Below are 12,203 nucleotides of genomic sequence, written 5' to 3' on the forward strand. Positions count from 1 at the left end.
CTAAATTCGCCTATTGGCATCGTCCAATCACTTTTAATCCCTGTTCTCTCATTCCGCAGGAACCGCCATGGAATTCAGCCAGTTCAAGACCAACGCCCTCATGGAGATCACCTCCCGCCCGGACCTCGTGTTCGTGCGCGGCCAGGGATCCTGGCTGGAGGATCACGCGGGCAAGCGATACCTGGACTTCGTCCAGGGCTGGGCCGTCAACACCCTGGGCCACTGCGCCCCGGAAATGCAGAAGGCCCTGCTGGACCAGTCCAAGCTGCTGATGAACCCCTCGCCGGCGTTCTACAACCTGCCCTCCATCGAACTGGCTGAGCGCCTGACCGGCGCCTCGGTCTTCGACCGCGTCTTCTTCGCCAATAGCGGCGGCGAAGCCAACGAAGGCGCCATCAAGCTGGCGCGCAAATGGGGCCAGGTGAACAAGAACGGCGCCTACAAGATCATCACCATGAACCACGGCTTCCACGGCCGCACGCTGGCCACCATGTCCGCGTCCGGCAAGCCGGGCTGGGACAAGATGTTCGCCCCGCAGGTCGAAGGCTTCCCCAAGGCCGAAATCAACGACCTGGAATCCGTGCGCAAGCTGATCGACGACCAGACCGTCGCCATCATGCTCGAACCCGTGCAAGGCGAAGCCGGCGTCATCCCCGCCACCAAGGAATTCATGCAAGGCCTGCGCAAGCTGGCCGACGAGCACAAGCTGCTGTTCATCGTTGATGAAGTGCAGACCGGCATGGGGCGTACGGGCACCATGTTTGCGTACCAGCAATCGGATGTCGTGCCGGACATCATGACGCTGGCTAAGGGCATCGGCGGCGGCGTGCCGCTGGCTGCGCTGCTGGCTCGTCAGGAAGTTTGCGTGTTCTCGCATGGCGACCAGGGCGGCACGTACAACGGCAATCCGTTGATGGCTGCTGTTGGCGTTGCTGTGTTTGATGCTCTGGCTGCGCCGGGGTTCATGGAATCGGTCAATGCTCGCGCCAAGCAGCTGTCCGAAGGCCTGCTGGCCCTGTCGGCCAAGTGGGGTATGAAGGGTGAGCGTGGGATGGGCCTGCTGCGCGCACTGGTCATGGACCGCGACGACGGCCCCGCCATTGTCGAAGCCGCGCGCAATCTGGCGCCCAATGGCCTGCTGCTGAATGCGCCGCGTGGGAATCTGCTGCGGTTTATGCCGGCGTTGAATGTGACGGCGGAAGAGATCGATACGATGCTGGCGCAGCTGGATGGGTTGATTGCGCAGGTGCGCAAGGCATAATCGAAGCGATACGTTAAGCAATAACGATGAGGGCCGCGATTAGCGGCCCTTTTCTTTGGTATGTCCATAAGCGCAAGGCATGGACTATCATCAACCGGCATTCATGTGTGTGCATCGCAGTATCGACCCATTGTTGAACTTGCCAGATATTGGAGGTTTCCATGAGCGGTTACTACGAGTTGAAGCGCAGCGGCGATCAGTACATGTTCAATCTGAAAGCCGGGAATCATGAAGTTATTTTGACGAGCGAGCGGTACACCACCAAAGCTAGCGCTCAGGATGGCATTGCGTCCGTTCGGCAGAATTCGCCGATCGATGAGCGCTATCAGCGCAAGACGGCAACCAACGGTTCACCTTATTTCTCGTTGAGCGCTGCGAATGGGCAGTCTATTGGACGCAGTGAAATGTATTCGAGCACTGCGGCTCGAGATGCCGGGATCGCGTCTGTGAAGACCAATGGGCCAAGCACTGTGGTGAAAGACAATACCTGAGTGGTTGGGGTGTAAGCCCTGATTCACATCTATCGGTGTCGGGACTAGAGAGCCGCAATGTTTGCGGCTCTTGTTCCGCTGGTTCACTTCAGTGCGGCCGCCCAGCCTCGACCCATTGTTGAACTAGGTCCATCGACAAGCGATAGCGAGCGCAGTTGTACACGTCCAGTATGCGCAGTTCTTGCGCCAGTATCGGGCGGAACAATTGAACATCGTCTTCGGATAGGCCCAGCGCCGCTGTTGCGGTGTCGGCGGTTTGCTGCTCGCGTAGTACCCGGCCAACCGCTTCGTTCAGTTTTTCCCGGAATCGGAATCGCACCGGATCCGGCACGCCCGCGGCGTTCAGTTGCACGGCGTACTTGCGGATCGAGCGCCGATAGGCCCAGGCGAACAGCTCTGTCGCCAGCGTCACATCGCCGTATTCATAGACTCCCAACATGGCGTAGACGTAGTCCTGTACCTCTACGTCCAGGAAGGACAGCGGCGCGCAGTTGTAAAGCATCAGCGGAATGTTGGCCGACAGGCGGCTGGTGCGCTTGTTGCCATCTTCGAAAGGCTGAAGATATGCAAGGTTCACCCACAGAAAGAATGCCGCTTCCACCGGGTTCTTGATAAGCCGAGCTTTCTCCACAATCTGGTCGAACATTTCCTGCAGCAACAAGGGCGCCTGGAGCGGCACGTAAGTCGTGTCCCCGATATTGACCACGATCTGGCGGATGCGGCCCAGGCCGTCGGTATTGGCCAATAGTTCCTCCAGCAGGATCGCGTGAAGGTTGCCGATCACGGCGGACGTCAGGCCATGTGCGGGCACCGCATCGACCAGGAACTCGATGGCCCTCTTATGGTTGAGCAGCATCACTGCATCCAGATCTTCCCCGGCCATTCCGTGCTTGAAGAGTTCCTGCGTGGCCAATAAGGAATACCGGTTGCCTTCCAGTCGAGAGGATGACCAGGACAGGTCGAGCAGCAACGGCTCCAGTACGCGACGCGCGTAAGTCCCGGCTGGCGATTGACCTGGCATGCGGCCTCCGTCGGCCAAGTCTTGAGCCAGCGAAGGCGGCAACAGGGAGCTCTGGTTTGGCACATAGCTTTCCACGAAGGCGCGTTCGTATCCCACAGGTGCACGCGCCGACAACGGCTGCCGAAGCCGGGCCAGCAGGGCTTGACCACGCTCAGACCAGATCATCCCGACGGCCTCGGAGGTCGGCTCCGACAGCCGCGTGGCAATGGTCGTTGGGAGTGTCGATGCGGGTGTTTCGTCCGCAATCCGATAGCGAGTTGCCCGGCCCTGCCCCTCGCGCAGTATCGCGCCGGCTTTGCGCAGATTTTCCAATTGGCGCTTCACCGTGGACCAACTGACGCCGGTTCGGTAGGCCAGTTCGCTGGAACTCACCCAGGGCAGGTTCTCGCGCTGCTGGGCGCGCAGAAACTGAAGAATGTCTTCGCGGACGGTCATGGCAAGAGCCGAAGATGTTGAATCAGCTCAATTTAGCAGTAATCAGCTCAAGAAATGAGCTGATTTGGTCTGATTTTGAGCTGATTTCCAATGCGTCCGTCCGAGGAAATTGATTGCCGCGATTTCGTCACTAACGCATCAACGCCAAAACGAGTACTTTGCCGCCAACAGAGATGATTGCGGCATTCCGAAGTGGTTATTATCCGAGGTGAGGCTGGTCCGATAGCCACCACGGCGTCCCAACGGCTGTAGCCGGGGCGGAGCACGTTGTATGCGGGAAAGCGAGTGCTATGCGCGCATCGCTCCGCCGATGGGCCAAGCATTCAGCGAGCCGGCGGAAAATTGTAGTCTGACACCATTATTTCGAGTCACCCTGGCCGGATTTTCGCCCACCAGCGTGTTCGCTGGCACATCCTTGGTGACAACCGAACCCGCCGGGATTCAGACATCCCTCTCGATCACGATGTGAAAAATCGAAATTGCAGTCTGAGATCACTATTAACGGCCTGTCTGCCTTAATGGCGCTCGCTAGGAGATCTCCACGAATTCAGTAAGTTTTTGGCCGGAGCCTACGAGACACGTCAGCGATCGCTAATGACAGCTTTCGGCCAACAGCTGACATTCGGCTATCACCAAGGCGACCTACGGGAAAAGGCAAAAACTGGGCTGGAACCACACTAGCTGCTTCTGAGCCGCAAATCGTGCTGAATGGACATTCGTTCAGGCTGGCCCTTTCGAGGCCGCCGATCATTCTCGAGGAAATAGCATAGGCAGCACCACCGGCGGCGCCGATGCCGACGTCACCGTCAATCGGTTCAAGAAGTTCTTCGGCGACGTGAAAGGCAAACGCTTTTTCTTCACGAACGGACTAGATAGCGCGGCGCTAAAGCATCTCGAGACGATTCAGGTGCTCCGCACCTAGAAGAAATCGCGCAGATGGCGACCCAACAGCCTCTCCGCCGGATCGCGCGAGTTCGCGCTCGTGCCGTGGCCACCGGCGCTGGAGCGCCAGCTCAGCAAGCCAGTCGCAGGCATCATGCGTGGCGATGGCACAACTGGCAGTTCGTCGTGGCCGTGGCGGACCAACTATCGCTTGACCGCTCTTTGTTCTCCCGCATGCTCTCCTATACTTGATGAAAAGGGGGGGGAGAACGATGTTCGAAATTACTGGCGCACAAGTCGCCGACCTCAATGACGCCGATCTGCGGACACTCGTCGCACGTCTCGCTTTGGCAGAATTGCGGGCGCAGGGTTGCCCCAGTTCGTCGGTGACCGCTGGCGGCAATCAGGATGCGGCCGATGGCGGGCTTGATGTCCGGGTCGAGTGCCCGTCCGCACTGCTGATGCCGGATTTCGTGCCGAGCCAGCACACAGGATTTCAGGTAAAGAAGCCCGACATGCCGGCGAGCGCAATCCGCGATGAGATGCGTCCTGGCGGCGTACTACGGCCGGTCATCGCCGAACTCGCCGCTCGCTCGGGCGCCTACATCATCGTCAGCGCGCAAGGGTCGGTCGCAGACAAGCCGCTGAGCGATCGTCGCGATGCGATCCGGGCGCAGCTCGACGATCTGCCTGAGGCCGGGCAGTTGCATAGCGACTTCTACGATCGCGACCGGCTGGCTACATGGGTCAATCACTATCCCGGGATTGCCGCCTGGGTCCGCATGCGGCTCGGCATCGGTATGTCGGGCTGGAGCAGCATCGGCGATTGGTGCGGCGTCGGCGTGAGCGAGGAGACGCCCTATCTCTTCAATGACAAGGCTTGCCTAACTGATGAGCGAACGAGCGACCGCGAGCAACTCACCATCGGCGAGGGTATCGCCCGGCTTCGCGTCTCTCTGAACAAAGCTCGCCAATGTATCCGGTTGATCGGCTTGTCCGGTCTCGGAAAGACTCGTCTCGTGCAGGCACTGTTCGAGGATGGTGTCGGCGAGGCGCCGCTGGACCCGGGGCTTGCCGTTTATACCGACTATTCGGTCGAGACTGACCCGACCGCCCGGGACATGGCGCGCCAGCTAGTGATCGCACGGCAACGTGCGATCCTGATCGTCGATAACTGCAATCCGGCGACGCACAGCGAACTTGCCCGCATCTGTTCGGAAGCGGGGAGCCAGGTCAGCCTCCTCACGGTCGAATATGATGTTCGCGACGATGAGCCCGAGCGTACCGAGGTCTTTCGCCTGCAATCAGCATCGCCCGAAATGGTGGAACTGTGGCTGGAAAAGACCTTCCCCAATGTGACGCAGGTGGACCGGCGCACGATATCGGAGTTCAGCGACGGCAATTTCCGCGCGGCGCGCGCCCTCGCCGAAACCCTCGGGAAAGGCGAGACCCTGGGAAAGCTCAAGAGCCGTGACCTCTTCGAGCGGATTTTTCACCAGCGCAACGAGCCCGACCGGGATCTCCTTTCCGCCGCCGAAGACCTTGCACTGCTCTATTCGATCGATGGCGAAGACACGTCGGAAAGCGGCGAACTTGCGCGGGTTGCTGCTATTCGCGGCGCTTCCGTGGCGACGATATATGCGGCGCTGAACACGCTTCGTCAGCGCGGGATCGCGCAGTTGCGCGGACGGTGGCGCGCGATCCTGCCGCACGCGGTCGCCAACCCGCTCGCCGGGTTCGCCCTCGAACGCATGCCCCCGGCCGATTTCGATCGCTTCTGCGCGTCGCTCACGGCGCGGATGCAGAAGTCCCTTTCGCGCCGCCTCGGCTATCTGCACGACAGCGCCGAGGCACGGGCCGCGGTCGAGCGCTGGCTCGGTGCCGACGGTCTTCTTGGCGATCTCACGGCGTTGGGCGAAGACGGTCTCCAGATCATCACGAATATCGCTCCGGTCGCGCCCGATGCCGTGCTCGCAAGGATCGAGCGAGACGTGGCCGGGCCGCGCGGCGCCGAGATACTCGATCCGCAGTCGAGCGACCGATGGCAGTGGATACGGTTGATCAAGCGCCTCGCTTACGATCCACCGCTATTCGACCGCGCGGCGACATTGCTTGCCCGGTTCCTTTCCGCCGAACCGCCCAATCACAACAACAACTCGGCATCGGACATGTTCGCCGAGCTGTTTCACCTGCACCTGTCCGGCACCAAGGCTTTGCCGGACCAGCGGCGATCGCTTGTGCGCCGGTTCGCGCAATCTGGTGATCCGGCTTTGATGCGCTGCGCCGGCGTCGCCCTCGATGCGCTGCTGAAGGCGCACTATTTCAGTTCATCCAGCGACTTCGACTTCGGCGCCCGGTCACGCGACTATGGCTGGCACCCGCCGACCTATGGCGACATCTGGGCCTGGTACAACGGCGCGGTCGACTTGGCGGTCGAGCTTTCGCCAATCATCGAAAACGCCCGGGACCACCTTGCCCATAGCGTAAGGGAGCTGTGGCATTTCGGCGCCTGTCACGATGCGCTCGAACGGGCAGCGACCCACTTCTCTTCCGAGCGGCCCTGGATCGAGGGGTGGATCGGCTTCCGCACAGCGCAGCGTTTCGAGGGCGACGCTATGCCTGATGAGGTGCGCGCGCGTCTCACCGCGCTCATCGACCGCCTGAAACCCACCGACCTTCTCCATCAGGCCCGTGCGGTGGTACTGGGGCGCAGAAGTTTCGGTTGGGATGTCGCTGACGGTGATGCCGACGACGGCGATGTCATGAAGCCGTATGAGCGCGCCTCCCAGCTCGCGAAGGAGATCGGAACCGCGCTCGCGCACGACCCGGAGACGCGCGCTGCCTTCATCGCCGAACTGCTCGTCGAACAACATCCGCAGCGCGCCTACGAGTGCGGCATCGGCCTGTCGGATGGCGCCGCCGATCTTGATGCGATGTGGCGGGAACTGCTGGGCCTCTTTTCTGCCGCCGATGTGGACAGCCGGAATGCGACGGTGCTGGGCGGGTTCATCCATGGCGCACACGCCAGAGATTCGGCCTTCGCCGACACCGCGCTGGAGGATGTGATCGAGAATCCCGATCTCGCCGCGAGCTTGCCCTATCTTCAGGCGCGTGTTGCTATCGATACCCAGGGCATTGCGCGGCTTCGGCGTGCGATTGAACGTGGCGTCCTGTCGGCGCGGACTTTTCACAGCATCGCCAATGGCAGCGTCGGCGAGTCTCCACCCGACGCGCTTGGTCCGCTGCTCACCGACATCGCCAGTCTCGCCGACGGCGTGGAGATCGCGCTCGATATCCTTCACATGCACTTCTACCGCGATCGGGAGGAGGGCCGACAACGCGCTCCATCCTTGATTGCCGTCGGCCGTGAGCTGCTGCTGCGCGCCGACTTCGGGAAGAAGCAGTCGCTTCGCGATTTCGGGCTGCATACCGTCATTCGGGTCTGCTGCGCCGGACCTGATGGTGCGGCGACGCTGCGCGAGATCTGCGCGCGGGTCCGGGCCGGGCTGGAGACCGTCTATCTCTCGTCCTACGATCTTGGTTATGTCTTGAAGGCGCTCTTCGAAACGCATCCCCTCATCGCTCTCGACGAATTCCTGCTTCCTGAGCTCCGGCCGAGGAATCGGGGACTGTTTGAGGGGGACTTCGGGTCTGGCACGCCGGTGGAAGATGTCGGCGCCGAGACCCTTGTTCAGTGGGCGAATATCGATCCGGATCGGCGCTATCCGCTGCTTGGCAAAAGCATCTCCATGTTCAAGCGGCGGCCGGGCGAAGAGGAGAATGGTGTCTCCACGCTTTTCCTGGAAATATTGGGCCACGCGCGAGACAAGCGGGCGTTTCTCGGTGATATCTGGTCGCGGCTGCATCCGCGCAGCTGGAGTGGCTCGCTCGCCGATATCATGGTTCGGCGTCGCGCAGCTATCACAACGCTGGGTGACAATGTCGGAGGCGAGGTTCGGCAATGGGTCACCGACATGCTGCCCGAACTGGAACGCTGGATCGAACATGAGAGCAAGCGCGATCGGGAAGGCGAGCAGAGTTTCGAATAGCTGCTGATCCGAGCATCCCCAGCGGGGCTCTGACGCCGATCGCGGCTCTCGCGTAGTCTTAGGCCGGACCCGCCGCCCTTTGCATTTCTGCCCGACGGCTTCGCGCTGGGCGAATGGCCGGTTTTGGCACACCGCTGCCGAACGGCTGCTTAGGGTCGAAAGCGGACGTGTGAGTAGTCGGTGGCGAAATTGTCATTCACCCTGCGGATAGCATCAGACCTCCTCCCGTATACTCCTCCCTCTACCGCCACCAACGGTAGCCCGGAATGGAAGCCGGTAAATTCGTCGGTGCGGATTTCACGTCCGCACGCCTTCGCACGTCCCAATGGGCGGGCCTTGGCAGGGGTGCGCTAGCCGCACGCCGGTTCCGACGATCCGGTCTTCCAACCTTGTCCTGTGCCCGCCCGCCTCATTTGGAAGTGGGGCAGCGGGATTTCCCATATCGTCGGAGGAAGTCCATGCAATCCCACCCCCTCACCCAAAACCCCTGGTCCGTCGAATCCGACCCCGAACTCGGCCCAGTCCCCCTCTCCCATCTCCACCACATAGACCGAGCCCGCCACGCCATCGAGGCCATCGCCCGTATGGTCGGCAACAGCGCATCCGAACCCGATGCAACCGGCGGGCAACCATTGGACGCCTGGACGGTGGCGGCGTTGATGGGCGGAGTGGAAGGCTTGTGCGATCACCTGGGCACCTTGACCGATACCATGCTGGCGCAGGCACGCTTTTGCGAGGTGGAAGCGGATCTCGGCGACATCACGCACGGCGCACCGTCGTCGATCCAGTAGCCAAACTAAGCAACCAGAGGCGCGGCGCTCGAGCGCGCGCCCTATTCAGCAATCGACCGAATCACCCTGGCCGGATTCCCGCCGACCAGCGTGTTCGCGGGCACGTCCTTGGTGACCACCGAACCCGCCGCGACCACCGCGTTCTGGCCCACAGTCACGCCACCAATAACGGTCGCACCGGCCGCGATCCAGACATTCCTCTCGATCACAATGGGCTTCGCAGTGACGAAATCACGACGCCGCGAAGGTTCGATCGGATGGCCAGACGTGATGAGGCTGACGTTCGGCCCGATCATCACATCATCGGCAATGCTCAACCCGCCCAGGTCATAAAAGGTGCAGTTCTGATTGACGAAGACGTTGCGCCCGACGCTGATGTCGGGGCCTCCGGTCGTATAGAACGGCGGGATCAACAGGAAGCCGTCATCGACCGCCTTGCCTATCAATTCACTGAACAAAACGCGGACTTCCGCAGCGTCGTTGAAGGTCAGGCGGTTGAGGGCGGCGGTGATCGTCATCGCGCGTTTGATGTTGGCCGCCATGGCCGCTGATTCGGGCGTTCTTCTGGGAATGATCAGGCTGCGGTCGTCATTTGCCATCTGCGGCTTTCCTTTGGGGGTTCGGCGTAGCGGGCGGTTGGCTGGCCAACCGCATGTTGCGAAATCGTAGCCTGACGTCTTTATTCCCGACGATTTTTCCAAATTCCGGAAGGCCAAAAGCAGGCAGAGGTGCTTACGGCGTCACGCGCGGCGCCGCATGCGATTGCATCGGGACATTCCCCCTGGGGCGAGCCATGTCCAGGCACTGTGATTGCTGACGACTGACGACCATCTACACCCACCCGTCGTCCGCAACCCAAGGAGCCTCCCATGACCGCCCCTGTCGAGCACCGCCGCCTCCCCGTCGACAACATCGACACCTTCTACCGCATCGCGGGCCCTTCCGATGCGCCTGCCCTCCTGCTGCCTCACGGCTACCCCTGTTCTTCCTACGAGTTTCGTAACCTGATGCCTCGCCTGGCCGATAGCTGGCGCCTGATCGCGCCCGACTATCCCGGCGCCGGCTACAGCGCCACGCCCGAGGACTTCGATTACAGCTTCGACGGCTATGCGGCCTTTCTGGATCGCTTTGTCCTGGCGCTGGGCCTGGACCGCTATGCGCTCTACCTGCACGACTTCGGCTCGCCCATCGGGGCGCGGCTGGCGATCCGTGCACCTCATCGGGTGACGGCGCTGATCATCCAGAATGGCGACGTTCCCTACGAGGATGCCTTAGGGCCCAAATATGCGGACATCGAAGCCACCTGGGCGTTGTCGCCCGCGGAGATGCGCCACGCCATAGGCGACAGCATTACTGAGGCAAGCTTCCAGGAGGAATTCCTGAACCATGTCGGGCCGGATGTTGTCGACCGCATTTCCCCGGATCTATGGAAGCTGCATTGGTCGCTGATGACGCCGCGCCGCAAGGAGGTCGCTATCGATTTGATTGCCGGGCTGAAGCCGAACCGTGCATGGTTTGCGGAGCACCGGCAGTATCTGAGGGATCACCAGCCGCCTACGCTGATCGTATGGGGGCCGCAGGATCACTACATGCCGGAAGCCTCAGCCCGCGCCTATCTGCGGGATTTGCCGGATGCTGAACTGCACCTATTGGAGGGTGGCGGTCATTGGTTGTTGGAGACGCATCTGGACGAGGTGGCTGCGCTGATGCGGGGATTTCTGCAAAGGGTGCTGGCGGCCTGATATCGCTGCGCTCAGCGCGGCTTCCAATTCACCCCATCCCTGGACCGATACTCCGGCGTCCCCGTGCAACACCCGCCCGCCCCAAACGCCTGCCGCCCGATGAACGCGGTCACCACGCCCTTGCTCTCGGTCAGCGATTGACGGATGCAGCTGGTCGGCAGCGGATACAGGTCGCCTTCCAGCACCAGCGTCCACTTCAGGTTTTCACCTTCGGCCGGCTCGACCATGTACACCTTGCATTTATGCATCAGCAGATGCACGGGCTTCCCGGCCAGCACGCCCTTGAACTGATGCTCCGGAGGCGTGTCGCGCGTGGCGATGGCTTCAGCGTTGAGTTTCGACCCGGGCGGCGCGGGCTCCAGCGCGGCATCACAGCCGGCCAGCGCGCTCGCGGTGGCCAAGGCGATGAGGAACAGGCGAGCCAGGCGCATCATGCCCATGAACCCCTGTCAGGCCACGTTGGCGAAGCGTTGTTCAAGGTAGGCGATGATGTCGCTGGACTCGTACATCCAGCGCGTGCCCGCGGCGTCGTCGATGCGCAGGCACGGCACCTTCACTTTGCCGCCGCCTGCCTGCAGTTGCGCGCGCGCTTCGGGATCGCCCTTGGCGTCGCGCAGCGCGATGGGCGCGTTGAGCTTGTGGATGGCGCGCCGCGTCTTCACGCAGAACGGGCAGGCGTGGAATTGGTAGAGCGACAGCTTGGCCGCTTCGGTGTTGACCGTGGCCTGGCCTTGCACGGAGCGCTGTTGCGGGCGTGGGCGTGTGAGCGCGTCGCCCAGCACGATGATTTGACCCAGGCCGACACGTAGGGCTTTGACTAGCATGGAGTAGGACTCGATACAAATGGACAGGCGGCCAGTCTACTCTGTGCGGCGTGTTTCAGTATCGCGAGTGCCGTCAGCTGCGCAGGCCCGTGGTCATCCCGTGTCACGTCATGGGTCGGTAGTTGAAGCCCGCGCGTTATTGAAACCGCACCGGGTAGCTGCAGCCCGTATAGAAGGTCTTGCAGGAGGTCTGCGTGGCTTTATTGCAGGTTTCCATGCCCAATGCTTCTGCCTGTTCCTTGGTCTCGGCGCTGGCGGAATTCATCAAGACGCCCTCGCCTTTGGGGGAAGGGCCGTACACCACCGCCACGCATTGGTTGTAGTAGGTGATGTTGGTCTTGCAACCCTTGCCGCCCTTGGACGCGCAATGCTCCAGCGCGGCCTGTTCGGCCTTGACCTTGCTGGTCTTGTCGGCGGCGATGCCGACGGAGCCCGAGGGCGGGTCGTATGCGATTGCGCCCCAGCGGGTGGTCCAGCGCGGTTGGTCAGGCGCGGTTTGCGCGCCGGTGCCGCCTTGTGGCCGCGACAGGCCTGGGATCGGCACGCACTGCTGGCCCGGCGTGCCGGCGGCGTTGGGCATAAAGCCGTCCGGGCAACCTTGTTCGGCCTGCGCCGAGACAGCGACGCCGAGGTACAGTATCGCCAGCAGGAAAGCCGCTTTTAAAGCACGCATGTGTCGTCTCGCAGTTGTCGTGTTCTTCAAGCCG

Annotated in this window: 10 protein-coding genes; 5 read left to right on the top strand and 5 right to left on the bottom strand. The window is 61.8% G+C overall.

Features of this window, described 5'->3' with window-relative positions; translation table 11 throughout:
* Positions 1-67: 67 nt before the first annotated feature.
* Positions 68-1,261: an acetylornithine transaminase gene (locus IB268_RS00590; protein ID WP_175163036.1), complete on the top strand. Its 1,194-nt coding sequence runs from the start codon at positions 68-70 to the stop codon at positions 1,259-1,261.
* 161 nt (positions 1,262-1,422) lie between these two features.
* On the top strand, positions 1,423-1,752 hold the full coding sequence (locus IB268_RS00595) for a YegP family protein (protein ID WP_054455686.1): 330 nt from the start codon (positions 1,423-1,425) through the stop codon (positions 1,750-1,752).
* Positions 1,753-1,840: 88 nt separating this feature from the next.
* Here IB268_RS00595 and IB268_RS00600 read toward each other — a convergent pair whose 3' ends face one another.
* A complete protein-coding gene (locus IB268_RS00600; RefSeq protein WP_192353675.1) occupies positions 1,841-3,208 on the bottom strand; it encodes a Fic family protein in 1,368 nt (455 codons plus the stop codon).
* 1,154 nt (positions 3,209-4,362) lie between these two features.
* Here IB268_RS00600 and IB268_RS00605 point away from each other — a divergent pair.
* Together IB268_RS00605 and IB268_RS00610 are read left to right on the top strand one after the other, a co-directional pair.
* Positions 4,363-8,139, top strand: coding sequence for a hypothetical protein (locus tag IB268_RS00605; RefSeq protein ID WP_192353676.1), 3,777 nt, complete (start codon positions 4,363-4,365; stop codon positions 8,137-8,139).
* Between the two features lie 458 nt (positions 8,140-8,597).
* Positions 8,598-8,930 (top strand): hypothetical protein, encoded by a 333-nt coding sequence (locus IB268_RS00610; RefSeq protein ID WP_192353677.1) that lies wholly within the window; start codon positions 8,598-8,600, stop codon positions 8,928-8,930.
* Between the two features lie 41 nt (positions 8,931-8,971).
* On the opposite strand, the gene IB268_RS00615 is transcribed toward IB268_RS00610, so the two are convergent.
* Positions 8,972-9,529, bottom strand: coding sequence for a sugar O-acetyltransferase (locus tag IB268_RS00615; protein WP_192353678.1), 558 nt, complete (start codon positions 9,527-9,529; stop codon positions 8,972-8,974).
* Between the two features lie 270 nt (positions 9,530-9,799).
* On the opposite strand from IB268_RS00615, the gene IB268_RS00620 reads away from it, so the two are divergent.
* Positions 9,800-10,672, top strand: coding sequence for an alpha/beta fold hydrolase (locus IB268_RS00620; RefSeq protein WP_192353679.1), 873 nt, complete (start codon positions 9,800-9,802; stop codon positions 10,670-10,672).
* An 11-nt stretch (positions 10,673-10,683) separates the two neighbouring features.
* Here IB268_RS00620 and IB268_RS00625 read toward each other — a convergent pair whose 3' ends face one another.
* The 3 genes from IB268_RS00625 to IB268_RS00635 all read right to left on the bottom strand — a co-directional run bounded on the left by IB268_RS00625 (position 10,684) and on the right by IB268_RS00635 (position 12,169).
* Complete coding sequence (locus IB268_RS00625) at positions 10,684-11,106, bottom strand: hypothetical protein (protein WP_175163048.1); 423 nt, start codon at positions 11,104-11,106, stop codon at positions 10,684-10,686.
* A 15-nt stretch (positions 11,107-11,121) separates the two neighbouring features.
* Positions 11,122-11,496, bottom strand: coding sequence for a glutaredoxin (locus IB268_RS00630; RefSeq protein ID WP_192353680.1), 375 nt, complete (start codon positions 11,494-11,496; stop codon positions 11,122-11,124).
* A 136-nt stretch (positions 11,497-11,632) separates the two neighbouring features.
* On the bottom strand, positions 11,633-12,169 hold the full coding sequence (locus IB268_RS00635) for a DUF4189 domain-containing protein (protein WP_119449818.1): 537 nt from the start codon (positions 12,167-12,169) through the stop codon (positions 11,633-11,635).
* Positions 12,170-12,203: the final 34 nt, after the last annotated feature.

Source organism: Achromobacter sp. ACM01, assembly GCF_014851745.1.
Classification (GTDB): domain Bacteria; phylum Pseudomonadota; class Gammaproteobacteria; order Burkholderiales; family Burkholderiaceae_B; genus Achromobacter; species Achromobacter aegrifaciens.